Genomic DNA, 23,849 nt, shown 5'->3' with positions numbered 1-23,849 from the left:
GAAGTCAACCGTTACGAAGCAACGGAAGAAAAATATCAAGATCACGCCGTCTTTTTGGTATTGAAAAAGGGACATAAGGCACCAAATCCATACAAAAAACATATACGGAGGTCATCAACATGAAGAAAACAGCTCTTATTCTTTCTCTTATTCTAGCAATTGGCTTGCTGGCTGGATGCGGCAGCAAAGACGCATCAACGGGTTCAGGAGACGCAAAGCAGGAAGAAAGCAAAGCAATCAAGATCGGCGCAACAGCAGGCCCTTATAGCGATATGATAACGAAGGCGATTAAGCCGATATTGGAGAAGAAAGGCTATTCCATTGAGTTGGTTGAATTCGGAGATTATGTGCAGCCGAACCTGGCATTGTCGAATGGGGATTTGAATGCGAACCTGTTCCAGCACAAAATCTACATGGAGAACTTTGCAAAAGAAAATAAAATTGAATTGTCCGAGCTTATTTCGGTACCGACGGCACCAATGGGCATCTACTCGTCTAAGTTCAAATCTTTGGATGAAGTTGCTGACGGAAGTACAGTAGCGATTGCGAACGATCCGACGAACCTGGCGCGTACATTGGGCTTGCTGCAAGATGCAGGACTCATTACCGTGAACAAGGACATCGATCCACTGCGTGTATCGGAGAAGGACGTGAAGGACAATCCGAAGCATCTTGTTCTACAGCCAATCGAGGCTGCTCAGCTTCCGCGCGCAGTAGACAGCGCTGACCTGTCTCTTGTTCCGGGCAACTTCGCACTTGCTGCGAAAATGAACCTGCTCGATGCTCTGAAGCTCGAAAATATGCCGGATGATTACCGCAATCGTGTCGTTGTGAATACAGCTGATTTGGACAAGCAATTCGCGAAGGACTTGAAGGAAGCTGTTGAATCTGCCGAATTCGAGAAAACAATAGATGAACAGTTCAAAGGCTTCGGCAAACCAGAGTGGATGCTGAAAAGGAAGTGACATCGATGAAGAAGGAAGAGCAATCTATCGTCGTTAGAGGTACGCCGGCAGTCTATCATTGTGAAGCGGGCATTTTGGACAAGCTAGATACATTATTGGCACCGTATCAATACAAGCGAGTGATTGTCGTGCATGGTGATCGCTCCTTGGAGGCGGCGCAGCCCTATTGGCCGAAGGAGACGAACACAACACTGTTATATCTCCGTTATCAAGGGGAATGCACATTGCAGGAAGCGCACCGGATTGCATGCTATGCACAGGCCGAACGAGCGGATGCCATTCTTGGACTCGGCGGCGGCAAGGTAATGGACTTGGTCAAGGCAGCAGGCAATACATCGGGGCTGGATACGATTCTCGTGCCAACGCTCGCCTCGAATTGTGCAGCATGGACGCCGCTCAGCGTGTTCTATAACGAAGAAGGACAATTTACACACTATACCGTTTTTCCGAAAAGCACACTTATGGTGCTGCTTGAACCACGCATTGCCTTGCATGCACCTGTTGATTATCTGCGTGCAGGGATTGCCGATACATTAGCGAAATGGTATGAGGCGGATGTACTCATTCGTGGTTTGAAGCATCGTTCAGCCGCTGTTCAGGTTGCGCATCTTACAGCTCGTCTATGCCAGACTGCACTTCTGGAGCATGGACGGCAGAGCATTCACGACGCAGAGCAGAAGCGGCTATCCGATGCGTTCGTAGAGGTAGCGGAGACGATAATTATGACAGGCGGCCTTGTTGGCGGCTTCGGCGATCATCTTGGTCGAATAGCTGGAGCACACTCGGTTCATAATGGCCTGACCGCCGCGCCAGCGACACATCATTTGCTGCACGGAGACAAGGTCGCGTACGGTATCCTCGTTCAATTGGTGCTGGAGGATAATGTTGCGGAAATGAAGAATTTGCTGCCGTTCTATGAAGACTTAGGCTTGCCTTATCGGCTAAGTGACCTTGCATTATCTGCGGAAGACCGTCCAACGTTGGAGTGCATTGCGCGGAAAGCGACTCTCCCACAGGAATCCATACAGCTGATGAGGCCAGAAGGCGTAACCTCGGACGAGGTATATGAGGCAATCGTGAAGCTGGAGCAAATTGTATCGTGAGGAAGGAATAAAGCGCCATCTGTCCGTAAAAATGCGGCGGATGGCGCTTTATTGCCATGTAATGCGAATACGCGGTATCTCGTTGTGTCTACGCATCATTAATAAGTTTGCTTACGAAGCTAGCTGTCCATGTTCTTTCGGTTTGCGCTGCAATAACTGTACCCATCCAACAATCATAGTCGTCAGCAGGATGACCACAGTCAAGATAAGCAAGAGCGCATGGATTGAATCCGATATGGCTGGGCCCCCGTTCACTAGGTTCATAATGCCAATTACGGCATAGGTGCCAGGGGAGAATTCACTGATTTTCTGATAGAAAGATGGCAGCAGCTCGCGCGGCAGCAGAGCTCCCGAGGTGATCAACTGGATCGACAGCAGTGCAATATTGACCCATGCACCAGCATCGCTGAAGATGTAAAAGGACAGCTGAGAGACAAATAGAAACGTGATGACGTAAGCGAGTTGGAATAGCCACATTATGCCGAAGCCTTGATCGGAATGAACACCCATCAGCGCCACCATTCCCGTGCCGACCGTTGTAATGATCAAGGAGGCCACAATATTGTGCAGGGAGCGAGCTGTCAGGAGTGTCCATTGGCCACATTTTTGTTTAATAGCTTTGGCAGCCTTATTCATTTCCATGGTGAACTGCATGCAGCCAATGAAGGAAGCCAGCAGCAGCATCATGGGAACCATCGTCCACGAGAAGTTCGAAATGGGATGGACGTTATTCATTTCGGCTACAACGCGTGCAGACATGGATTCGGATAGGCTGCTTGCTTGCGACTGTGGAACATGTACCTGCTCCAGTACTTGAGTCATGCCCGTACGAACCGCATGTTCATTGAGTGAAGTCGTAATTTGGCTGGAGACAGATTGCATTACACTTTTCACCATGCTTGGATTGGATTCGTTCACAGCGTACGTGATGACAGCTTTCTGTGTCGGATCCGTTAGCTGCTTAGAGAAATTGCCTGGAATATGCACAACCATTTGCACCTTGCGTTCTTCAAGCTGTGTCATTGCCTGATCAAGACTCGCTTCCTCTTTCATGTGAATTGGCAGCTTCCCCATAATCGATTGCACCGCTTGCTTGCCAACTACTTGATCCTCATTCACTATGGCAATGGCTAACCGATTCACATTGTCTGTCAAATGATCGTACCCGGTCAGCCAGATTAGGCTGAATAGCACTTGAAAAGTAAGCGCGGTAATAAGGCCAATAATGACCGACGGCGACTGTAACAGGTGAAGAAAAGTGGATTTTACAGACATTTTGTTCATAAATCAACACACCTCATTTTTAATATTTATTTATTAATCAATAAATACAATGCCAAAAAAAGTGCGACCTCAAAAAGGCAGCAGATGAATAGTGGTTTCACTATGTTTTATTTAGATGGCCACGGAGATAAATTAGGCGCTTCAAGCACTTCTGACATCGTAATAATTAGACCTGAGCCGATGAACATGCTGGCTGCGAATTTGGCATTCGGAATCCCGGCTTGTTCAAAGCGCCGTATGACCGTCTGGTGTATCGCAGTGAAATGGTCACGCACCGAATCGCGAATTGCTGGCTCTGAAGTTGTAAATGCCTGCATCGTCACGAGCATCTCATCGCGATGGGTCTCAATGAGCTTCCCGAAGGCGCGTCCCATTGTCTCTACAAACTGTTCGGGAGGAGCATCCACGCTGGAGAAGGCCTCTTCAATCTTCTCTGTGGCGCGGTCGAGAACTGCGATGAACAATTCCTCTTTGGATTTAAAAAAATGAAACACATATGGCTGCGTTACACCAGCCGATTTGGCTATTTTGGCGGTTGTCGTCTTGTAAAAGCCATGCTCCGCAAAGGAGGCGACAGCAGCATCAATGATTTGATCCTTACGAGATAAAGATGGGTCTTTTGGTGACATGTTGGTTCAACACCTTGTCAGAATTTTCGTTATTTATTAATCAATAAATTAATGTATGTGCTTCCTTTTGTCAAGTGGGGAAATGGCCATAGTATACATAAATCTAACATCCTCAAGAAGGGCTCGCATCTTTATTTTTGGATTTTATTGCTTGACTTTTTCGTTGGAAGGAGTAAGATAATTCCCATATCAATCAGGCGATGACCAAAGACATGATTTCCAGCACGAGCTGTCCAGAGAGAGAAGCGATTGGTGCAAGCTTCTTCAGTTACGGTTGTGGAATTACCCCTTTGCAGCCGTGATGTTGAACCTGAGGGTGAGCATTTGGAAATGGTACTGGTACCATTGCAATCCGCTTCTCAGCAGTAAGCATCACCGACCCATCCTCGTTACCGGATGTCCAATGAAGGATCTTGCAATTGCAGCGAATGGCGGCTTATCCCGTTCCAACAAGCAATGCAGGATTGAATTAGGGTGGAACCACGAGATAGAACGCACTCGTCCCTTTCGGGAGAGATGCGTTTTTTTGCGTTCTCTCAGGCGTTCATCATTCACTTGCGACTATGAGGAAAGGGAGGCTGAAGCATGGAGATCAAGGTAACATTTCCAGACGAATCGAACAGGAGGTATTTGCAAGGCACGACCATCGAAGAAGTTGCAGCATCGATTAGCACAAGCTTGAAGAAGCAAGCACTTGCCGGGAAAATGGACGGTACGCTCGTGGATGTCGACACTGCGATCGAGCATGACAGCCTCGTCGAGATTGTCACAGCAGACAGCAAGGATGGTCTCTCCATCATTCGCCACAGTACAGCACATGTAATGGCGCAAGCCATTCAACGCATATATGGAGCCGATGCAGTCAAGCTGGGAATCGGCCCAGTCATTGAAGATGGATTCTATTACGACATTGATATCGCGAAGCCATTGTCGACAGAGGATCTGACAGCGATTGAACAAGAGATGTCGCGTGTCATCCAAGAAAATCTGCCGATTACGCGCGAGGTTGTCAGCCGGGAAGAGGCTATTCGCTTATTTACCGAGCGGGATGAGCCGTTGAAGCTGGAGTTGATTCATGACCTGCCGAAGGACGCAGTTATAAGCATTTACAAGCAGGGTGAATTCGTGGATTTATGCCGAGGCCCACATGTTCCGTCCACAGGCCGCATTAAGGCCTTCAAGCTGATGAAGGTATCCGGCGCGTATTGGCGTGGGGATTCGAATAACAAAATGTTGCAGCGCGTATACGGAACTGCCTTTGCGAAGAAGGATCAACTGGAAGAATATTTGCATATGCTTGAAGAAGCGAAGAAGCGCGATCATCGCAAGCTTGGAACAGAGCTTGGACTGTTCATGTTCTCCGAGGAAGCGCCTGGTATGCCTTTCTACTTGCCGAACGGGATGACGATTCGCACAGAGCTTGAGGATTTCGCGCGCGGACTTCAACGAAGACGCGGCTATGACGAGGTGCGCACACCGCTTATGATGAACAACCGATTGTGGGAGCAGTCGGGTCACTGGGATCACTACAAGGACAATATGTATTTCACGAAAGTAGATGATACGACGTTTGCACTGAAGCCGATGAACTGCCCAGGGCATATGCTCATTTACAAAAATGGGCAGCACTCCTATCGAGAGCTTCCAATTCGACTTGGCGAGTTCGGTCAAGTACATCGGCATGAAATGTCTGGCGCCTTGAACGGTATGCTTCGGGTTCGTACGTTCTGTCAGGATGATGCTCATCTGTTCGTCCGTCCGGATCAGATCGAAGAGGAGATCGGCAAGGTTATGGCCTTAATCGATCACATTTATAACGTGTTCGGCTTCGAGTATAAGATCGAGTTATCTACTCGGCCGGAGGATTCGATGGGCTCAGAGGAACTGTGGAATGAGGCGGAGCAGGCATTGCAGAACGTGTTGGATAACCGCGGCGTCGAATATCGTGTTAATGAAGGGGACGGGGCCTTCTATGGGCCGAAGATCGACTTTCACATCTTGGATGCACTCAAGCGGAGCTGGCAATGCGGCACGATTCAGCTGGACTTCCAGATGCCGGAGAAATTCGACCTGTCCTATATCGGAGAGGATAGCCTGAAGCATCGGCCTGTTGTTATTCACCGTGCAGTGTACGGTTCGATTGATCGGTTCATTGGCATATTGACAGAGCACTATGCAGGAGCATTCCCGACATGGCTTGCGCCCGTTCAGGTGGCGGTACTGCCTGTATCGGATCTCTTCGTCGACTACGCGTATGAAGTGAAGGAATCGCTGGAACAGGCGGGCATTCGGGTACAAGTGGATGCGCGCAATGAGCGTCTAGGCTTCAAAATACGCGAAGCGCAGCAGAGCAAAGTTCCTTACATGCTTATTGTAGGAGAGCAGGAGCAGGCGAGCGGAAGCGTGTCCGTCCGCAAGCGGGGCGAGGGCGATCTGGGAACGCAGCCAATTCAACAACTTGCTGAACTGATTGAAAAGGAAATAACAGCCAAGGTGTAGAATACAATCTCATGAATTCGCATTTGAAAGCGAAGGAGATGAGTAGCATGAAAAATACAGGCTTGCGAACCTATACACAATTGGATGCTGACCAGCTTGAAGCACTGCGTAGGTTGGAAGACATTTGCAATGAACACGATCAAATCATTTTGAAGTTGAACTGGGATTCACTTCGTGCACGCACGGGTGATGTCGCTAACGACTATGTGTATGTTGTAGATGGTGAGATTGTTGGATTTCTCGGTATCTATCAGTTCTGTGCATCGGAGGTAGAGATAAGCGGGATGGTGCATCCCGACTATCGGCGTCAAGGCATATTCAGTCAGCTTGTTAAGGAAGCTCAGCAGGAGTGTGGGAGACGTCAGGTGGAGAAACTCATCTTCATTTGCGCTCGACCTTCCTTATCTGGCAAGGAATATTTGGAGAGCATCGGTTCGAAGTGCAGCTTCTCCGAATATTGGATGACACTTACTGGAGAGCATGTGCAAGATGCTAGTGAACCCCCTGCGAAAATCGAATTACGTCAGGCAGAGACCAGCGATGTGGCTCTTCTCACGCGATTGAACATGGACGGATTCGATATGAATGAGGAAGATGCAAGAGGGTATGTAGAGACGGCGATGCTCTCGCAGCAGGATTATATTTTTATTGCAGACTGCCAGCAGGAGAATGGAGAATGGCTGCCTATCGGGAAGATTCATGCTATGCGAGAAGAAGGCAGTGCATTTCTATTCGGCTTCAGTGTTCAACCTGAGCACAGAGGCAGAGGATACGGACGCTGGATTCTTCGCAGTATTATTGAGCGCATGAAGGAGCAGCAGCCAACTGCCAAGATTGAATTAGAAGTTGCAATTGAGAATGAGCGGGCACTAGGGTTATACACGTCTTGTGGGTTCCACGTGCGCAATATCAATGACTATTACGTATTAGAGCTAGCGTTGGATAGAGCGGAACAAGCTGCTTCCGACAATATTGTGGTCTAATAGCCGCTGGAACCGAAGCGTAATGAAGCATTAGATAAGTTAGAGCGAAGAGATTCGTTAATTAGCATAAGCAGTGCAGCACAAAGTTTGAAGTGCTGTACTGCTTTTTTGTTGTCTAAAGGAAAGGTTTGGATATAAAGGACTCTGCTTACCTCAATTATTTAAGAAACTCGTAAGAATGGAGTAAGAAAAAAGAGAACTCCAGGCTGTACGATGAAAGTAAGTTAAGCAGATCACGATTTTTCATACAGGAAGGATTTGATTGTTCATGATTTCCACCTTGGGCAACAAAATGCTGCAATCACTGTGGATGACGTGGGAGGCTGTATTTGAATTGATCACGCCTCTTCGAAGTGTATATCAGTCACAGTTCGGAATATGTAAAGTTGTCGTACGGACGCATCGAGGCACCTCCATTCACTGTGAGGATGGAACCTATATTCATAAAGGCGACTATGTATGCGAGATTCACCTTGATAATCGGGAAGTGCTGGAGCTGTCTCGCTCCGTTGGTGCGGATCGGGCTGCACTTGTTACGGCGCGCAGGCTGCGTGATGCATTGAAGCAGGTCGGCCATGCTGTGAATACGAATCCGGAATTGGCTAAGGTAAAGGCGCTGACTGGGATAACACTGCTTCATCGCGGCATCACTTATGGATTAGGCTTCGAGCTGCACCCTCTGGAGACGAAGTGGATGCAGCGAGTATCTACCATATATCTGCGTTTGCTGCTCCGCATGCTGAATCCGGAGGGAGCCAAGCGCTTGAAGCAGCAGCGATCGAAGCTGGTGCCGAAAATGCTGATGATGTCTCGTGCCACGTTAATGGATCGATATGTGAATAGGGTGAAGGAGTAGGAGAGATAACATGGACAATATTATCGCAGGAATATTAATTGTACTGATCGCTATTTATATGGGGCTTCCTTTCTTATTGACCCGAATCTGCGGATGGGGCGTATTTCGTAAGGCGAGACGGAAGCGGGCACATCGTCATGTCGCGTTTACGTTCGATGATGGACCAGACCCGGATTATACGCCTGAACTGCTTGATTTATTGCGCGAGCGGGGCGCGAAGGCCACCTTTTTTGTTCTGGGCAGCAAGGCAGAGAAGTATCCCGAGCTTGTGAAACGCATGCATGAGGAAGGCCATCAGATTGGCATTCACAATTATACGCATATGCCGAATTGGGTCATGACGCCTCGGAACATCAGGCGCGAGCATGTGGAACGTTCTGCGGACATTATTGAACGCATTACAGGAGAGCGGCCAACCTTCTATCGTCCTCCATGGGGGATACTGAATTTAGGAGATCTGTTCCTGCTGCGCAAATCGTATCGGCTCGTATTATGGTCGATTATTGCGCGGGATTGGAAGCTGGATACGGGGGAACGCAACTTGCGTAAGCTGCTGTCTGAGCGTATTGAGCCAGGTGCAGTTATCGTACTCCATGACAGTGGGGATACGTTCGGCGCTGACAAGGAAGCCCCTGGACAAATGTTGACGGTGCTGCGCGATATATTGCACGAGGCCGAACGTAGAGGGCTAAAATGCGTACGCACGGATGAATTGATCAGGCTGGAGCATGCGTAGTAAATAGGGAAGTTAATGAGAATATAGTATTATTCTTAATACTTCAGCCTGAAAAAGCTCATTGGTCATACGGTATACGTGTCAGGCGTTAAACGCTTTGGTAATGTCCTCGTACCAAGCAGGCCTTTCTATTTGGATTCGGCTTTGTTCAGAGGCGTCGAGATTTAATTGGGTAAGGTGTATCCCGTAAAGCTTGCTGTTAAAGTCTGTGTTAAAGTAGTAGCTGCGATTGGTATGATCGCGGTATACACACCACTGCGTCCAATCGTATATGGTGCTGGAGCCCATATTATAGACCGTGCCGCTAGGAACCGTGAGTGTTTGCAAGATTTGTCTAGCTAACCCGATGCTTTGTTTCGTGTTGGCAGGACGAAAAGTCGTTTTCTGTAGGAATGCAGATCGAGCAAAGCGGGATTGGGGAGTCGGATCGCCTGGAATTCCGAGCTGGCCGCTGCCGTAGAGTTCACTTCCACAGCTGGTTTGCGCATTGTTTTCCAGGCTTAAGTGCTGATATAGCTCTTGATTGACAAGATGCCAAGGATATGTAGGCTCATTCGTCAATACGCCCAGTTTGCTCGGGTAAATTTTCATTTCCCCTTCAGTAAACTCCACGATTAAATGATTGCCGGATGCGTCACTGATAATATAATGCAGAAGCGCATAGGCGGACGGATATAGTTCTGAAATATTAATGACGGTCAAATCAGCCAAAGCAGCCTTTACCTCATGGGTATTTTTATAGTTCCCCAATAGATACGGAACGAAATTGGAGTTATATAGGATCGGAGTACCTGGTCGAGGCATAGGATATTTGCTGCAGGACAACCACAGCCCGGCAACGGAAAGTCCATGCTCGTTCAATCCGTCGGAGTAAAAGATAAAGTCTTCAATTGGATCGCCTGCTCCAACAAACCCGTACTTGTTTTTCCATTTCATTTCATCTCCCGGAAGATTGGCTTCAGGAAAAGACTGTCCACGAGGCACAAAATTGACGATGGAATTGAGCTTCAATGTCCAGTCCATTGTTCTTGCGGAGACGATGCCGCCCTTCTTCGATTTTCGCGGTATCGATATATTTGTACACATGCTAATTCCTCCTTTTCAGGCGGATTCCTCCATGATGTTCGACAATTGAACGACAAAGATGGTATCTATGGTATGACAGAAGGGCAAGCAACGCTTGGGTGACTCGATCCTGCTGTCGAGAGAACAGTTCCGGAAGCAAGTCCTCTCGCGGCATGACATACATTCTCCGCATGGGTAATGGCAGAGATAACAGCGATCCCGTCTGCACCAGCTCGAATTACATGTGGCGCACGCTCTGCCGTAATGCCGCCAATGCCTACGATCGGCAGTGATGTTATCTCTGTTAGCCGCTGAATGATTGCAGTGCCTTGCGGCTCTAGAGCATCCTCTTTGGAAGCAGTCGAATAAATCGGCCCAACGCCGAGATAATCGGCGCCTTGTTCCTCAGCCAGCAGAGCCTCAGCTGCCGAATGAACGGACACGCCGAGTATTTTATTGCCGATGCGATCCCTGACTTGCGCCGCTGGCTCGTCGTTCTGGCCGACATGAACCCCGTCCGCATTCAAGGCAAGCGCCAGCTCTACATCATCGTTCACGAGGAAGGGGATGCCGTGTCTTCTGCACACCGACTGAATGCGCATTGCGAGTTCTTTCTTAGCTGTTTCCTTCAGCGCGTTTGCGCCCTTTTCTCGAAACTGTACTATCGTTACTCCTCCGCGAACGGCCTCCTCGACAACCGCTGCAGGGTCACCCTCGCAATTGCCGCTGCCGAGCACGAGGTACAACCGCAAATAGGAACGCATGCAAGCATCTTCAATGCGACTATCTATACTTATCATCTGACCACCTCTTGCATCTGCCGCCGATATGCCCAATGGTTGGTTGGGCCGTTGCCGCCGCCGAGCCCGAGCGTCTCCTCAATTGCTGCTTGAATATAATGCCGAGCAGTACGAACTGCGTCGCTGGGAGCAGTGCCCTTCGCAAGTTCTGCCGTAATCGCTGCCGAGTAAGTGCAGCCCGTGCCATGAGTATGCTTGGTCATGATTCTGCGGTCTTCCAGCAGTGTGAAGTGGGCTCCGTCATAGAACAGGTCAACAGCCAGCTCGGTCGTCATGTCGTGGCCTCCCTTGATGATGACCATTTTGGCGCCGTAATCAGCAATTCTTATCGCAGCCTTGCACCGATCTTGCAGGGTGACAATCTTCATTCCTGCAAGCGCTTCTGCTTCTGGGATGTTCGGCGTGACAATCAGCGCAAGCGGCAGCAGGCGATTCTTCATCGCCTCTATGGCATCTTGCTGCAGCAGCTCTGCGCCTCCCTTGGCTATCGTGACTGGGTCGACGACAACGTTGTTCAAACCGAATGCTTCAAGGCGATTCGCTACTGTCTCAATAATGCCTGCGCTGAACAGCATCCCTGTTTTGACAGCATCAACCCCAATATCTTCTACGACGGCATTTATCTGTTCAGCAACGGCTTCATGAGATAGCGGGTATACGCCGTGAACACCAAGCGTGTTCTGTACCGTCACAGCCGTAATCGCTGACATGCCGAATACGTTCAGCTCTTGGAAGGTCTTGATGTCGGCTTGAATGCCGGCGCCGCCACCGCTATCGGAACCGGCAATCGTCAATGCTCGTGCGACCATCATAGCCATACCTTTCTTCTAGCGGAGGCTTGGCGAGGGGTGATTGTTGATGCCGCCGTATCGAATAGGTCGATCTCAGCCAAGGCATCAAGAAATGCAGTTTGGAAGCTGCCAGGACCTCGGTGGCCCGCTGTTCGATAGGCATGGGCTGCTGCGCCCCCATAATAAGACATCGCTGCGGCTCCTGCCAGCAATAAATCAGATTCTACCGCAGCAAATGCGCCGATGACCGATGTCAGCAGGCACCCGCTTCCCGTTATGCTCGTTAATATCGGATGACCGCCCGCAATAACGTAGCCGGTTGTGCCGTCTGTAATGACATCCTCTTTGCCCGAAATGGCAACGATGGTGCCGAAACGGTCAGCTGCCCGTGCAGCAAGATCGAACAACTCCTCAGGGGAACGAAGGGAGCTTTCAGACTCCATGCAATCCACGCCCTTGATCTCGCCAGCTTCACCCATCAGCTGAGCAATTTCCGCGGCATTGCCGCGCACGATCGAGACACGCAATTCCTTGAGCATCTTCACGGACACCTTCGTCCGATACGGCGTTGCGCCTGCGCCTACTGGATCGAGAATAACCGGAATGCCATGTACATTCGCCGACCGCCCTGCGATTAGCATAGCTTCTATCATGTCTGTATCGAGCGTGCCGAGGTTCAATACGAGCGCATCTGCTGCCTTGGCCATGTCTGCTACCTCTTCTTTGGCTGAAGCCATCACAGGGGAGGCGCCAATGGCTAGCAGACCGTTAGCGGTAAAGTTGGCGACGACGATATTCGTCATATTGTGGATGAGGGGGCGCCGTTCCTTAATACGTTGGGGGAAGAACTGCATATCGATCATCCTTGTTTCACCTCTGTCTTCTCCGCCAAGCGTACCGGCCAGTCTTCTACTTGATAAGCCATGTCCCAAAACATATATTCCAGCTGGCAGCTAGTCAGAAAATGCTTCTTCAGCTGCTGCTTGCGTGCTTGCGACAGCGATTCTGCCCATTCATCCAGCATTCGGCGCATTTTGTCCGTAACTCCGCCGCCGAGGTCTCCATAGAAATGAATCCACTCATAGAACGGATGGGTCTCATCTGGATTCACTTCTTTTAGCAGACGTTGTCCGATCTCCGTATATGTCCATGGGCACGGCAGCAAAGCCGCAATAATATCTTCTAGGGTTCCTTCGTGGGCCACGGTAAGCATATGGGACACATAATGGCTCGCAGAAGGGGCGATCGGGTAGCCTTGCAGTTCTTCGAACGTTACGCCTGCCACGTTACAAAAATTATGATGGGGGTGTATCTCGCTATTCAGCACAAACGAGATTTGCTCGTTGAAAAGAGCCATTGTCTCTCGGCTGTTACATTTGGAAATCGCAATGCCGTAAATCCGAATAAAGGCATTCAAATATTCAAAATCCTGCTTTACGTAGTGAATCAACTGTTCTTTCTTGACAGTACCTTCAGCAATTCCCCGAACGAATGGATGATCCATAATGGCATCGTATATCGGCTCTGCTTCGTGTCTCAGTTCCTCCGTAAATGTAAGCATGAACAGCACCTCCGAATGATTGGATAGATGATGAATGCATGCTGAAATCTGGTCAAGGAGCACTTCGCGGCAGCCAAAAAAAGCCGCCCCGAAATGGAGCGGCTTCATCATGTCCATACAAAAAGACCATGAGGCCGGCTCCACTTCCCTCCGCCGGTATTACCCGGATCAGGTTCAAAGGGTCCAAGAATTCTTGTCTCAGCCGCCTATGCGGCTCCCCTAGTGGATTTCACGTCATATTCATCTTACGAACTACTTTAGCATTGATGGAGATAATTGTAAAACGTTAGTTTTCTCAACCATTCGGTCAAAACGATAATTTGTTAGTGCTTGGAGCGAAGTTTCGTATTGTAATTGACGCTGCGACAACTGATACAATAACCTCATAAGGCGCCTTATGATACGTCAAGTGACAGAGGTTGATGATAGTGATGGGCAACATGATAGGAATCGATAAATTATCGCAGGAAATCGGTGTGACGAGCCGTACCCTGCGCCACTGGGAGTCGCAGGGGTTGTTTGCAAGTCAGCGCGATACCAGTTCTGGCTGGAGGATGTATGATGAACAGACTGTGCTTGCAATCCGTATAACTGCTTTGTTAAGAGGGTTTGATATTGGGATTAAAGAGATTAAAGTGGTGCTGGCGGATATGACGTTCCGAACCGCACATCAGGTAATGACTCAGTATGCACACGAGATGATTGAGCACAAGAATGAGTGCATATCGAAGGAACTAACATTGAAGAAATGGTTGGAGCAGTTGCACAAGTACCTCAATGAACCGATTACGGCTCAATTGCTGCTGCAATTATGTCATGAACCGTTCCTACATTCAAATATGAAACATGAGGTGACAATGCCGATGAGTAATCAGTGGAGTTATTCTCCAGCATCGATCAAATTCGTAACCCTTCCACCAATGAGAATGGCTTGCCATGTTGTCGTAAGCGCATCACCAGAAGAAGAAGCGATCGAATCATTAGCGGACTGGCTCGTGCAAGCTGAACTGCAAGGAACGGCACGGCTATTTGGAAAAAATGAAGAACCACTCCCTGACGTTGAATCGAACGTTTACGGTTATTGTGCATATGCCTCCATTCCAGAAAATATCGATATACCAAGTCATTTGGCGGAGGCTAGGTTCTCCGGCGGGGTGTATGCCATGATGGAGAGTACAGATGATATTACGGGATCGTGGCAATTATTGATGGAGAAATTGAACGAGCATCCAGACTACGAGCCTGATTCGGAGGCAAGATTCTGCTTGGAGGAGCATATACGAAATGACAGCCCGGCAGGAAGCAGCAACGCTTATTGGCTGCAGCTATTCGAACCGGTTCGAAAGAAAATAAAATAATATACATGAAATCCCCGGTGCAGTCGTTGCGCCGGGAATTGCTTTTCATGGGATAGGAGAGAGGGCAGCTCGCTTTGCGTTTTCTTTATTAAGAAGTCGAAGTTGCGAGCGGTCGCATGATGCGTTTGCGTTGATGGAATGTGGCAATTTCGGCTAGACCGCGCTGCTGAAGCATAAGGGTATTGTCCGCCACGTATTTGCCGACGTCGTCTGGAAAGTGAGAATCCGATGACAGGGTAAAGGGGACATCATGTCGAAGCAGAACATCGATAAAGGAGGAACTCGGACACATCTCCTTGACCGGGTAGCGGTAGAACAGTCCTGCATTTACCTCTGTAGCTGTATTTGTCCGTTTTAATGCTTGTGCGATTCGCTCGTAGTACGGGAGATGCAGCTCCTCAGCTGGGCGATAATTAAATACTTTCAAATTGTCCAAATGGGCGGCAATATCGAACAGACCGCTGTTAATCATTCGTTCGACATCATCGAAAAAGTGCCCGTACAGTTCACGCAGATCAACCTGATCGAAGCGGAACTGAGTCTCGGGATTATCGAATCCCCATCCATCCACATAGTGAATCGACCCGATCACATAGTCCCAATCCGCCATCGCAATGAAAGATTCCAACTCCTTCTCTCCACCTGCAAAATAATCCGCTTCTAATCCAAGACGTAGCTCGACTCCCTGCTCGGCCCATCTGGGCTTTGCGGTCTGAATGGCAGCTGCGAAATCCTCAATCCGCTCGGTGCATACTTGATGCAGCCATGTATGCTGAAGGCGGCCTAGCGGGGAGTCTCCGATATCGAGGTGACGTTCGAAGTAGGGGAGCGTCTCTAGAAACCGATAGAGATGATCTACGATTCCGACCTCCCGCAGTCCTTTGCGCAGCGCTTCTTGCAAATAGAGATCGAGCCATGATTCGTCATAAGCTCCTCGCTGCAGTCTTGTATGCATACGCGCATAACTCGCTTCGAGCCATGCACGGGAATGGCGTGGTTCAGCAAGTGGATGGAAGTGGTCGAATGCTTGATTCGTACGATCAAGCCAGCGGAACGAATAGGGGCCTTCCTCCAAATGCATATGGTAGTCTACATAATACAGCATAATGATCGCATCCCATCCTATGTCATAGTGGCTCATTCGTGATGTATGAAGTGATGTGTTACTTCGACATATAACTTCGCTATGTTCTTATGGCTCGCAAGCCGGCGTAATCCAACCTACTTGCAATCCGCTGCGCTTCCATTTATCCGGCATTGGTGCATCGCATATGATGGCGGTGACCTTGCTCATGTCACAGATGCGGCACAGCTGTGTCTCCCCGAGCTTGGTACAATCTCCAAGCACATATGCCTGCTCGGACTGCTCAATCATTAAGGTGGAGCAGATCGATTCTTCCATGTCGTAATCACTGATTCCCGCTGGTGTCATTCCTGCACAGGAGATGAATGCCTTATCGAAGTGGAAGCGTGTAAGCAGTTCACAGGTTAGGGCGCCTGCAATCGATTTCTGCTCTGGATGCGTAACTCCCCCGAGTACAATGACTTTGCCGTCAAATCGTTTGGCTTCCAGCCGTTCCATGAGCAGTTCGGCAGCAGGAATAGAATTCGTCACGATCGTAACGCCGACGACACCGCGTATGGCGCGAACAAGCTCAACAGTCGTCGTGCCTACATCGACCACGATTGTATCTCCATCTTGAATGAGCGCGGCCGCAGCTTCCCCGATTGCTTTCTTTGCCGACTGCTTGATGCTTCGTTTTTTATCAAAATGAGGTTCAATCTTCATATGCGAATACGCAACTGCGCCTCCGTACACGCGCTTAAGCATCTGCTTCGCTTCCAACTCGTCGAGATCCCTGCGAATGGTTTCGGGCGTAACCGTTAATACGCTGGCGAGGGAAGCAACTTGAATTTTGCCATGTCGATTCAGCTGTTCTAAAATATGCTGTCTACGTTCTTCAGGCAGTAGCATCATGAAGCGGAATCACGTCCTTCGGATGGAGGTATACCGTCGTGGTAGAGCCGACGCTCACCCAATCGGAATTGCGATGAATCTGATCGACGACGACATGCTGACCCTGAACCGTTAGTTCCATACGCGTAATGTTGCCAAGCATGGTCACATTGCGTACCGTTCCTGTTACGGCCATGCCGCCAACGAGCGGCTGCTCGCAGAACGTCTCTGGCCGAATGGCATACAGCTTGCTGTCTGCAAGCGTGTAGTCTGGTACGATTTGCCCTAAGGCTTCGGCGTTCCATACGTTATAGCTGCCAATGAATCTTGCGACGAACTCGCTGCTTGGCTGCATATAAATCTCCTGCGGTGAGCCATGCTGCGCGATATTGCCTGCATTCATGATGTATATGTGATCACTGACGGACATCGCTTCTTCTTGGTCATGCGTAACTAGTACTGTTGTCATGTTCAATTCACGTTGAATGGAACGCAGCTGCTGCTGCAGGTTTTTACGAATTTGCGCGTCAAGCGCACTAAGCGGTTCGTCCAGCAGCAATACCTTTGGTTTCGTAACAAGCGAGCGGGCAAGTGCGACACGCTGCTGCTGCCCACCAGAGAGCTCACGGGGGAAAGACTTCTCCTTGCCTTGAAGCCCGGTGAGCTCAATCATTTCGCCAACTGCCTGGCGAATCGCATCACGCGGCATCTTCTTCATCGTCAAGCCGAAGGCAATATTGTCGGTTACCGTCATATTGGGGAACAGCGCATAGGACTGGAACACCATGCCGATCTCCCGATCCTTCGGTTCGATCCCTGTCACATCTTTACCATCGATGTGAATCGTTCCGCCGTCGAGCGGAGTCAGTCCAGACAGGATGCGAAGCAATGTGCTTTTGCCGCAGCCGCTTGGGCCGAGGAGTGTCACCAGTTCGCCTTTTTGTATATGAAGATCAATGCTGTTCAGCACCTTTTGTTTATGGAACGTCTTGATTACTTGATTCATCTGTACGTAGCTCATTTAAGAAGCCTCCCTGCTCATTGTTGCTTGGGTAGTCGGAATGCTGCTGCTCACGATGTCTTCTTCAGGCTCTGCGACTGGCTTGGAAGTGCGGCCCGTCAGCTTCACGATCCACGCGCTCAATATGGCCATCAGAATGAAGTAGGTTACGGTAATGGCGCTCGCGATATGGCCGCTCTTGTTCAGCTGTGCATACAGGAAGAGCTGCATGGTCTCGAAGCGTCCTCCGACGAGAATATTAATGAGCACGAACTCTCCGAATAGAATCGAGAAGGAGAGGAGTGCAGATACAAGAATGCCCGGCATAATGTTCGGAACAATCACGCGCAGGAATGCTTTCATGCGGCTGGCCCCCAGTAACTCGGCAGCTTCCATCAATGATCCTGCCTGAACAGCGCGCAAGCTGTTGCGCGTCCCTTGGTACATGAACGGCAGCATGCCGATGACATAGGCACCGAAGACGATGATAATCATGGAGAAGCCTTTGCCAGAGTAGGCGCGAATCAAGCCGACAGCCATAATAACGCCAGGAACGGCATAGGTAAGCATGACGAGCGTTTGAACCCAGCGCTCCAGCTTCGGTGCGTACAAGGAAATCGCGAACGTAGCCGGCACGATAACGATTACCGCTGTTACGGTAGCGACGCTGCTGAGCAGCAGGGAACGACCGAATGCCTGCATGAAGCGTGTATCCTGGAACAGCTCTCCGAACCATTTCAATGTTAAGCCTTCGGGTAGAATGGTTTGATTCCATGATGTCGCCAAGGAATAGAGCATGGTAGCGATGACCGGAATGAACAAATAGAGCAATACCGCTGCAAAGGCGAGCGTTGGCAGAGAATGAGCCAATCGTTTCATCGCAGATCCCTCCGAACTTTGCGCGTTAGCCATTCATTGACGAGCATGGCTGCAAGCAGCGTCAAGCCGAGCAGTACGCCCAAGGCGCTGCCGAGCTCGGGACGAGCGAAGATGTCTCCCGAGACGAGTGCGCCGATACGTACAGGTACAAGGTTATAGTTGCTTCCTGTCAGGGCATAAGCTGATGCATATGCACCCATGGCATTCGCGAACAAAATACTGAATGTGCCCGCGATTCCCGGCAGAAGTACAGGCAGACCGATACGCTTCCAAAATTGAAACGGTGATGCGCCCAGCAGGGAAGCGGCTTCCTTCCAGTTGTCTTGAATCGCATGGTACATCGGATAGAGCAGCATAATGGCCAGCGGAAGCTGGAAGTACACATAAATAACGGTCAATCCCGACCATGAATACAGATTGAATGATGCCGTCATATCAATGCCGAATTGGCGGAACAGCAGCGTGAACAGTCCGCTGTTGCCAAGCAGGACAATGAAGGCGAAGGCGAGCGGGATGCCTGCGAAGTTCGATGTCAGGTTCGTAATGACAAGCAGCCGCTCTTGTACGCGCTTCGGAAAACGGGTAAGGGCATACGTTGCAAATACGGCGGCAATGATGCCGATAAGGCTGGACAGCAGGGAGATGAGAATACTGTTCTCAAATGCCTTCCAGTAATAAGGGTTCGTAAAAATTTCTTTGTATTGATTGAATGTAAATGCCCCGCCGCCATCCTCTTGAAAGCTTCCCGAAATCATCGTGAAGAGCGGGACGAACATGAATAGCGCCACAAAGATAAGCAGCGGGATAATCGTGATGTACAGCATGCTGTTGATCCGTTTCATGTGCGTACTCCTTTCCAAAATCAGTACTTCCTGATTTACTTCGTGATAAAAAACTTCTATCGAGGTAACTCATGATGAGCGACCGCGTCTAAAGGTATGTTTTTTTCCATTCTAGAAAGCCTTCGTGCCACACTGCACGTAATCTTTCTAGAATGATCAAAAGTTCGCTTTTCAGCACCGAGAAGGTTGCATAAACTCGAAGCATATGCTTCCGACGAGAGTTTTGCTTCACAAAACTTGTAACGAGCAGCGGAGTGTAGGCGAGACTACATGAGCAGCTAAAATGTTTCCGAAGGAAACATACTTCGAAAGCAGACACTATTCGAGAGTGAATGCAAGATTCGATGCCGAGTTACTTCTTGAATCACTCCGTGATAAAAAAACTTCTATCGAGGTAACTCATGATGAGCGACCGCGTCTAAGGGAATGTTTTTTTCCATTCTAGAAAGCCTTCGTGCCTCACTGCACGTTAACTTTCTAGAATGATCAAAAGCGAATTGGTGAACAAAAGGCGTCCCCTTACGGAGACGCCGGCCTGAACTCCAACATAGATAGCGGCTGCATCGCTTCCGATGGGGCAATGCCGAGCAAGCGGCAGGCGAGCGGCGCCAACTGCAATTGAGGTACTTCCTGTTCATAGACGCCAGGGGTCACCAGATTGCTAATGACAAACAGTGGAACATGGCGTTCGGCGTCTGTCGTTCCGCCGTGATTGCCATCATTGTTCATGCCATGGTCAGCCGTAACAATAATCTGATAGCCTGCCTCCATCCAAGCTGGCAGCACGCTTGCAAGAATAATGTCCGCCGCCAGTGCCCGGTTGCGGTATTGCGCCGAATCCCCACTGAACTTATGTCCGTCATCATCGATGTTCATCGAATGGACGTACAAGAAGTCTGGAGCATATTGCGTGAGCAAGAAGTTCGCATCAGCGAACAAGTGCGAGTCAGGATAGTGATCTTCGAAGTAGAAGATGCCATGCTGAATCGGCTTGTCTGTATCAAGCTGAATGCGATCAACAGCTGGTTGAAATGGAGCTGAGTTATACAGTTCGCTTACCCAATAGTAAGAAGCAGTCGCGTTCGTAAGTCCTTGTTCCCGAGTTAAGTGGAACAGACTGCGCTCGTGCGATAACCGCACAGTCTGGTTCGTTGCAATTCCGTGGCGCCATACCGGAGTTCCGGTCATCAGCACCTCATAGAGCGGGCGAGACAGGCTTGGCAGCTCGGAGCGCACTTTGTAGCGCGCTGCCTTGCCGTATTCCACCAAGTGATGCATATATCCCATTTGCGTGACGGCGGTGTCATAGCGCAGGCCGTCCAGCATGATGAAGATGAGCTTATTGGGATTGTGCGAGCGGTTCGTGATGTTATTTGACATGAATGAGTACCTGCTCCTGCCACAGCTGTGGGAGCTGCTTCGTTGTTTCTTCCCATGCCTTCAAATCTTTCACGGGCTGTGCATTTTTGTACATTTCATCCGGGAGAAGCATTGCCTTTGCATCGACAGCCAGCTTCGCGTTGGAGCGGATTGGACGAGCATAGCCACGAGCCAAGTTGGATTGTCCTTCATCGGACAAAATGTATTCACGTGCCAGCATCGCTGCATGCGGATGCTTCGAGTACTTGTTAATAACCGTTGCATAGCCGCTTGTTGCAGAAGCTTCCCGCGGGATGACAACTTCGAAGCGGTTCTTGTCGATTTTGTCACGGTAGCCTAGTGCGTTGAAGTCCCACAGGAATCCAACTTCGACTTCGCCCTTTTCCAAGTTCGCAAGACCTGCATCATTGGAAGCGAGACGGCCTTGTTTCGCCAGCTCTGCGAAGAAGTCGATGCCCGGTTGAATGTTCTTCTCGTCACCGCCGAATGCGTAAGCAGCCGCAAGAACAGCGAATTGTGCCTGGTTTGCCTTCATCACGTCGCCAACAGCGACTTTGAATGTTCCATTTTTAATGTCTGCCCAAGATTTCGGCGGGTTTGCCACTTTGTTCTTATCAGAAATGATGGACAATGTACCTGTGTAGCCGAGCAGCCAGTGTCCTTCATCATCTTTAGCCCAGTCCGGAATGTCGTTCCAGTAAGATGTTTTGTATGGCAGCGTTAGACCTTTTTGCTTCGCAAGCGGTCCGAATGCGATACCGACGTCGCCGATATCAGCGGTTGCGTCGTCTTTCTCCGACTCGAACTTCGCCAGTTCTTCAGCACTGGACATATCCGTATCCGTATGTTTCAAGCTATATTTCGTTCCTAAATCGTTCCACGTTTGCACCCAGTTCGCCCAAGTGTCAGGCATGCCGACCGAGTTGACTTGCCCTTCTTGTTTGGCCTTTTCCACAATTTGATCCAAGGTCAGCTTGGAAGCGTCGACTGCTTCGTTCGCAGCTTGTCCAGATGAGCAGCCTGCAAGTAAGAATGCGGAAGCAAGTACGGTTGCTGTCCATTTCATGAAACGATGAGTTCGCATGAGTTCATGACTCCTTTTTCATTTAGTTTTCATTTTGTTTTTCTTCTGTTTACGCCTCTAATCATAAACAAACAAAGTTAAACCAACATCAAGCGGGTGATAAGGTATTGTAAAGGCGGAACCGGAACAGGTTCTCGTCGTCAGAATGGCATTGGTGGAAGAAGTATGGCATGGATATGAAAAATATGGATCATTGTATGGATGGACACGTAACAAAGAGTATTGGTATTTCTAAGAATGGGGGAGAAGGATTTTGTCTAGGCAAACGATTGCGATCGTAGGAGGAACAGGTACAGTAGGGAAGCATGTGGCTGCGACAGCAATTGAGCAAGGGTATTCGGTTCGCATTCTGGCTCGTCGTCCAGAGCGAGTCCAATTGAAGTCACCGCACGCCATTATAATAGAAGGAAACGTATCGGACGAAACTGCAATTCGTTCCCTCCTGGCAGGCAGTAATGCTGTAGTCAATGCATTTGGTCAGCCAATGCGGGACAAGCCAATCTATAGTGAAGTGACGCTGCGCTTGTTGAAAACCATGAAGGAAGCAGGTATTCGAAGGTACATTGGGGTTGCAGGAGGATCGCTTGATATTGAAGGGGATCGCAAGTCCTGGATGAACCGAATGGGCGCACGCTTATTTCGCTTACTTTATGGGGACTTTATTCGGGACAGGCAGCGGGAGCTCGGCGTGCTTCGGGATAGCGATCTGGATTGGACGCTTGTGCGATTGCCGTTCGTGCATGAACGCGATGTCATGAAGTCAGTAAAGGTTGATCAATATGATATGCCGGGTACGAAAATATCAAATACCCATATTGCACGGTTTCTCGTAGATCAGGTACAAGACGCTGCTTTTTTGCGTTCAACACCGTTTATTTCACAATAATATTCCTACTAATGGAATGGGATTTTACCAACATTTGCGGTATAATCTTGAATGAAGAAGACGATCTACGTTATACTCTTCTCACTACAAATCTCGTGTAAAAAGGGAGTTAGCGAAATGGAAAAGGTACTTATTTTCGGACATAAAAATCCAGACACCGATACGATTTGCTCCGCAATCGCATATGCAGACTTGAAAACACAATTGGGCTTCAACGTTGAACCGGTTCGTCTTGGCAGCGTGAACGGAGAAACACAATTTGCTTTGGATACCTTCCAAGCAGAAGCGCCTCGTCTGGTAGAGACGGTAGCGAATGAAGTAAAAGGGGTTATTCTTGTTGACCATAACGAGCGTCAGCAAAGCGCAAACGATATCGAACAAGTGGAAGTGCTTGAAGTTATCGACCACCACCGCATTGCGAACTTTGAGACAAGCGGTCCATTGTACTACCGTGCTGAGCCTGTAGGCTGCACAGCGACGATCTTGAACAAAATGTACAAAGAAAACGGAAAAACGATCAGCAAAAACATCGCTGGCTTGATGCTGTCCGCAATCATCTCGGATTCCTTGCTGTTCAAATCCCCAACTTGCACGGAGCAAGACGTAGCAGCTGCTCGCGAGTTGGCTGAGATCGCTGGTGTAGACGTTGAGAAGTACGGATTGGACATGCTCAAAGCTGGTGCTGACTTGAGCCAGAAAACAATTGCTGAGTTGATTTCTCTTGATGCGAAAGAATTCTCCATGGGCAGCTCCAAGGTTGAAATCGCACAAGTAAACGCAGTAGACGTGAACGATATACTGTCCCGTCAAGCTGAAGTGGAAGCGGCTTTGAACGACATTATCGCAACGAAAGGTCTTGACCTCTTCGTATTCGTGGTAACAGATATCTTGAACAGTGACTCTGTGGCGCTGGCACTTGGTTCCAAGACAGACGCAGTTGAGAAAGCGTACAATGTTACGTTGGAAAACAATACAGCATTGCTGAAGGGCGTTGTTTCCCGTAAGAAGCAAATCGTGCCTGTACTGACAGATACGCTTAGCAAGTAATTGATGTCATCCTATATGAAGCAGATGATTTCATCTGTTATACAACGGCTGTTTCCCTGATGGGAAACGGTCGTTTTTTATTGGAGGAGGTTAGAGGGTAGAGGGGAAGGGAACAGGATAGAGGGATCTATTACCATTTGTAGA

General features: G+C 49.2%; 23 protein-coding genes and 1 riboswitch. Of the genes, 9 read left to right on the top strand and 14 right to left on the bottom strand.

Features of this window, described 5'->3' with window-relative positions; translation table 11 throughout:
- The first annotated feature begins 119 nt into the window (after positions 1–119).
- Both BLS15_RS03310 and BLS15_RS03305 read left to right on the top strand, forming a co-directional pair.
- Positions 120–965, top strand: coding sequence for a MetQ/NlpA family ABC transporter substrate-binding protein (locus BLS15_RS03310; protein WP_021254809.1), 846 nt, complete (start codon positions 120–122; stop codon positions 963–965).
- A 5-nt stretch (positions 966–970) separates the two neighbouring features.
- On the top strand, positions 971–2,068 hold the full coding sequence (locus BLS15_RS03305) for an iron-containing alcohol dehydrogenase family protein (RefSeq protein ID WP_090509868.1): 1,098 nt from the start codon (positions 971–973) through the stop codon (positions 2,066–2,068).
- Positions 2,069–2,179: 111 nt separating this feature from the next.
- On the opposite strand, the gene BLS15_RS03300 is transcribed toward BLS15_RS03305, so the two are convergent.
- Positions 2,180–3,352, bottom strand: a complete 1,173-nt coding sequence (locus BLS15_RS03300; RefSeq protein WP_090509864.1) for a YhgE/Pip domain-containing protein — start codon at positions 3,350–3,352, stop codon at positions 2,180–2,182.
- A 107-nt stretch (positions 3,353–3,459) separates the two neighbouring features.
- A complete protein-coding gene (locus tag BLS15_RS03295) occupies positions 3,460–3,981 on the bottom strand; it encodes a TetR/AcrR family transcriptional regulator (RefSeq protein ID WP_021254806.1) in 522 nt (173 codons plus the stop codon).
- A 585-nt stretch (positions 3,982–4,566) separates the two neighbouring features.
- Between BLS15_RS03295 and thrS the strand changes: the two genes are divergently transcribed.
- The 4 genes from thrS to BLS15_RS03275 all read left to right on the top strand — a co-directional run bounded on the left by thrS (position 4,567) and on the right by BLS15_RS03275 (position 9,055).
- Positions 4,567–6,480 carry a threonine--tRNA ligase gene (thrS, locus tag BLS15_RS03290; RefSeq protein WP_021254805.1) on the top strand — a complete coding sequence of 638 codons (1,914 nt, stop codon included), beginning with the start codon at positions 4,567–4,569 and terminating at the stop codon, positions 6,478–6,480.
- 47 nt (positions 6,481–6,527) lie between these two features.
- On the top strand, positions 6,528–7,463 hold the full coding sequence (locus BLS15_RS03285; protein ID WP_090509862.1) for a GNAT family N-acetyltransferase: 936 nt from the start codon (positions 6,528–6,530) through the stop codon (positions 7,461–7,463).
- A 268-nt stretch (positions 7,464–7,731) separates the two neighbouring features.
- Entirely contained in the window at positions 7,732–8,319 is a 588-nt protein-coding gene (locus tag BLS15_RS03280; protein WP_028532153.1) for a YkoP family protein, read from the top strand.
- A 10-nt stretch (positions 8,320–8,329) separates the two neighbouring features.
- On the top strand, positions 8,330–9,055 hold the full coding sequence (locus tag BLS15_RS03275) for a polysaccharide deacetylase family protein (protein WP_021254802.1): 726 nt from the start codon (positions 8,330–8,332) through the stop codon (positions 9,053–9,055).
- Between the two features lie 81 nt (positions 9,056–9,136).
- Here the strand turns inward: BLS15_RS03275 and BLS15_RS03270 are convergent, their stop codons facing one another.
- The 5 genes from BLS15_RS03270 to tenA form a co-directional block, all read right to left on the bottom strand.
- Entirely contained in the window at positions 9,137–10,141 is a 1,005-nt protein-coding gene (locus BLS15_RS03270) for a linear amide C-N hydrolase (RefSeq protein ID WP_090509860.1), read from the bottom strand.
- 65 nt (positions 10,142–10,206) lie between these two features.
- Positions 10,207–10,920 (bottom strand): thiamine phosphate synthase, encoded by a 714-nt coding sequence (thiE, locus tag BLS15_RS03265; RefSeq protein ID WP_090509857.1) that lies wholly within the window; start codon positions 10,918–10,920, stop codon positions 10,207–10,209.
- A complete protein-coding gene (thiD, locus tag BLS15_RS03260) occupies positions 10,917–11,738 on the bottom strand; it encodes a bifunctional hydroxymethylpyrimidine kinase/phosphomethylpyrimidine kinase (protein WP_090509851.1) in 822 nt (273 codons plus the stop codon). The genes thiE and thiD overlap by 4 nt, the downstream gene beginning before the upstream one ends.
- A complete protein-coding gene (gene thiM, locus BLS15_RS03255) occupies positions 11,729–12,574 on the bottom strand; it encodes a hydroxyethylthiazole kinase (protein ID WP_028532149.1) in 846 nt (281 codons plus the stop codon). Before thiM ends, thiD begins: the two co-directional genes overlap by 10 nt.
- The gene (gene tenA, locus BLS15_RS03250; RefSeq protein WP_090510079.1) at positions 12,571–13,272 is read right to left on the bottom strand and encodes a thiaminase II; all 702 of its coding nucleotides are present in this window, start codon (positions 13,270–13,272) and stop codon (positions 12,571–12,573) included. Before tenA ends, thiM begins: the two co-directional genes overlap by 4 nt.
- 128 nt (positions 13,273–13,400) lie before the next feature.
- A riboswitch (TPP riboswitch) is annotated at positions 13,401–13,503 on the bottom strand.
- Between the two features lie 200 nt (positions 13,504–13,703).
- Between tenA and BLS15_RS03245 the strand changes: the two genes are divergently transcribed.
- Positions 13,704–14,630: a MerR family transcriptional regulator gene (locus BLS15_RS03245; RefSeq protein WP_028532147.1), complete on the top strand. Its 927-nt coding sequence runs from the start codon at positions 13,704–13,706 to the stop codon at positions 14,628–14,630.
- A gap of 88 nt (positions 14,631–14,718) precedes the next feature.
- On the opposite strand, the gene BLS15_RS03240 is transcribed toward BLS15_RS03245, so the two are convergent.
- The 7 genes from BLS15_RS03240 to BLS15_RS03210 all read right to left on the bottom strand — a co-directional run bounded on the left by BLS15_RS03240 (position 14,719) and on the right by BLS15_RS03210 (position 21,772).
- On the bottom strand, positions 14,719–15,735 hold the full coding sequence (locus BLS15_RS03240) for a histidinol phosphate phosphatase domain-containing protein (RefSeq protein ID WP_036666962.1): 1,017 nt from the start codon (positions 15,733–15,735) through the stop codon (positions 14,719–14,721).
- Positions 15,736–15,822: 87 nt separating this feature from the next.
- Complete coding sequence (locus BLS15_RS03235) at positions 15,823–16,608, bottom strand: DeoR/GlpR family DNA-binding transcription regulator (RefSeq protein ID WP_090509848.1); 786 nt, start codon at positions 16,606–16,608, stop codon at positions 15,823–15,825.
- Positions 16,592–17,608 (bottom strand): ABC transporter ATP-binding protein, encoded by a 1,017-nt coding sequence (locus tag BLS15_RS03230; protein WP_028532144.1) that lies wholly within the window; start codon positions 17,606–17,608, stop codon positions 16,592–16,594. The genes BLS15_RS03235 and BLS15_RS03230 overlap by 17 nt, the downstream gene beginning before the upstream one ends.
- The gene (locus BLS15_RS03225) at positions 17,609–18,466 is read right to left on the bottom strand and encodes an ABC transporter permease (RefSeq protein ID WP_028532143.1); all 858 of its coding nucleotides are present in this window, start codon (positions 18,464–18,466) and stop codon (positions 17,609–17,611) included.
- Entirely contained in the window at positions 18,463–19,308 is an 846-nt protein-coding gene (locus BLS15_RS03220; protein WP_028532142.1) for an ABC transporter permease, read from the bottom strand. Before BLS15_RS03220 ends, BLS15_RS03225 begins: the two co-directional genes overlap by 4 nt.
- 519 nt (positions 19,309–19,827) lie before the next feature.
- Positions 19,828–20,688, bottom strand: coding sequence for an alkaline phosphatase family protein (locus BLS15_RS03215; protein WP_090509845.1), 861 nt, complete (start codon positions 20,686–20,688; stop codon positions 19,828–19,830).
- Positions 20,678–21,772 carry an ABC transporter substrate-binding protein gene (locus BLS15_RS03210; RefSeq protein ID WP_028532140.1) on the bottom strand — a complete coding sequence of 365 codons (1,095 nt, stop codon included), beginning with the start codon at positions 21,770–21,772 and terminating at the stop codon, positions 20,678–20,680. Before BLS15_RS03210 ends, BLS15_RS03215 begins: the two co-directional genes overlap by 11 nt.
- Positions 21,773–22,025: 253 nt before the next feature.
- On the opposite strand from BLS15_RS03210, the gene BLS15_RS03205 reads away from it, so the two are divergent.
- Together BLS15_RS03205 and BLS15_RS03200 are read left to right on the top strand one after the other, a co-directional pair.
- Positions 22,026–22,658, top strand: a complete 633-nt coding sequence (locus BLS15_RS03205) for an NAD(P)-dependent oxidoreductase (protein WP_021254788.1) — start codon at positions 22,026–22,028, stop codon at positions 22,656–22,658.
- A 117-nt stretch (positions 22,659–22,775) separates the two neighbouring features.
- A complete protein-coding gene (locus tag BLS15_RS03200; RefSeq protein ID WP_021254787.1) occupies positions 22,776–23,705 on the top strand; it encodes a manganese-dependent inorganic pyrophosphatase in 930 nt (309 codons plus the stop codon).
- The last annotated feature ends 144 nt before the right edge of the window (positions 23,706–23,849 follow it).

This window comes from Paenibacillus sp. cl6col (genome assembly GCF_900102125.1).
GTDB lineage: Bacteria > Bacillota > Bacilli > Paenibacillales > Paenibacillaceae > Paenibacillus_B > Paenibacillus_B suaedae.
The sequence above is the reverse complement of the archived record's forward strand: the minus strand, read 5'-3'. Positions and strand labels throughout refer to the sequence as shown.

Excerpts from the sequence above, each read along its gene's own strand:
- BLS15_RS03310 (WP_021254809.1), top strand. The coding sequence starts at position 120 with ATGAAGAAAACAGCTCTTATTCTTTCTCTTATTCTAGCAATTGGCTTG.
- BLS15_RS03305 (WP_090509868.1), top strand. The coding sequence starts at position 971 with ATGAAGAAGGAAGAGCAATCTATCGTCGTTAGAGGTACGCCGGCAGTC.
- BLS15_RS03300 (WP_090509864.1), bottom strand. The coding sequence starts at position 3,352 with ATGAACAAAATGTCTGTAAAATCCACTTTTCTTCACCTGTTACAGTCG.
- BLS15_RS03295 (WP_021254806.1), bottom strand. The coding sequence starts at position 3,981 with ATGTCACCAAAAGACCCATCTTTATCTCGTAAGGATCAAATCATTGAT.
- thrS (WP_021254805.1), top strand. The coding sequence starts at position 4,567 with ATGGAGATCAAGGTAACATTTCCAGACGAATCGAACAGGAGGTATTTG.
- BLS15_RS03285 (WP_090509862.1), top strand. The coding sequence starts at position 6,528 with ATGAAAAATACAGGCTTGCGAACCTATACACAATTGGATGCTGACCAG.
- BLS15_RS03280 (WP_028532153.1), top strand. The coding sequence starts at position 7,732 with ATGATTTCCACCTTGGGCAACAAAATGCTGCAATCACTGTGGATGACG.
- BLS15_RS03275 (WP_021254802.1), top strand. The coding sequence starts at position 8,330 with ATGGACAATATTATCGCAGGAATATTAATTGTACTGATCGCTATTTAT.
- BLS15_RS03270 (WP_090509860.1), bottom strand. The coding sequence starts at position 10,141 with ATGTGTACAAATATATCGATACCGCGAAAATCGAAGAAGGGCGGCATC.
- thiE (WP_090509857.1), bottom strand. The coding sequence starts at position 10,920 with ATGATAAGTATAGATAGTCGCATTGAAGATGCTTGCATGCGTTCCTAT.
- thiD (WP_090509851.1), bottom strand. The coding sequence starts at position 11,738 with ATGGCTATGATGGTCGCACGAGCATTGACGATTGCCGGTTCCGATAGC.
- thiM (WP_028532149.1), bottom strand. The coding sequence starts at position 12,574 with ATGATCGATATGCAGTTCTTCCCCCAACGTATTAAGGAACGGCGCCCC.
- tenA (WP_090510079.1), bottom strand. The coding sequence starts at position 13,272 with ATGCTTACATTTACGGAGGAACTGAGACACGAAGCAGAGCCGATATAC.
- BLS15_RS03245 (WP_028532147.1), top strand. The coding sequence starts at position 13,704 with ATGGGCAACATGATAGGAATCGATAAATTATCGCAGGAAATCGGTGTG.
- BLS15_RS03240 (WP_036666962.1), bottom strand. The coding sequence starts at position 15,735 with ATGCTGTATTATGTAGACTACCATATGCATTTGGAGGAAGGCCCCTAT.
- BLS15_RS03235 (WP_090509848.1), bottom strand. The coding sequence starts at position 16,608 with ATGATGCTACTGCCTGAAGAACGTAGACAGCATATTTTAGAACAGCTG.
- BLS15_RS03230 (WP_028532144.1), bottom strand. The coding sequence starts at position 17,608 with ATGAGCTACGTACAGATGAATCAAGTAATCAAGACGTTCCATAAACAA.
- BLS15_RS03225 (WP_028532143.1), bottom strand. The coding sequence starts at position 18,466 with ATGAAACGATTGGCTCATTCTCTGCCAACGCTCGCCTTTGCAGCGGTA.
- BLS15_RS03220 (WP_028532142.1), bottom strand. The coding sequence starts at position 19,308 with ATGAAACGGATCAACAGCATGCTGTACATCACGATTATCCCGCTGCTT.
- BLS15_RS03215 (WP_090509845.1), bottom strand. The coding sequence starts at position 20,688 with ATGTCAAATAACATCACGAACCGCTCGCACAATCCCAATAAGCTCATC.
- BLS15_RS03210 (WP_028532140.1), bottom strand. The coding sequence starts at position 21,772 with ATGCGAACTCATCGTTTCATGAAATGGACAGCAACCGTACTTGCTTCC.
- BLS15_RS03200 (WP_021254787.1), top strand. The coding sequence starts at position 22,776 with ATGGAAAAGGTACTTATTTTCGGACATAAAAATCCAGACACCGATACG.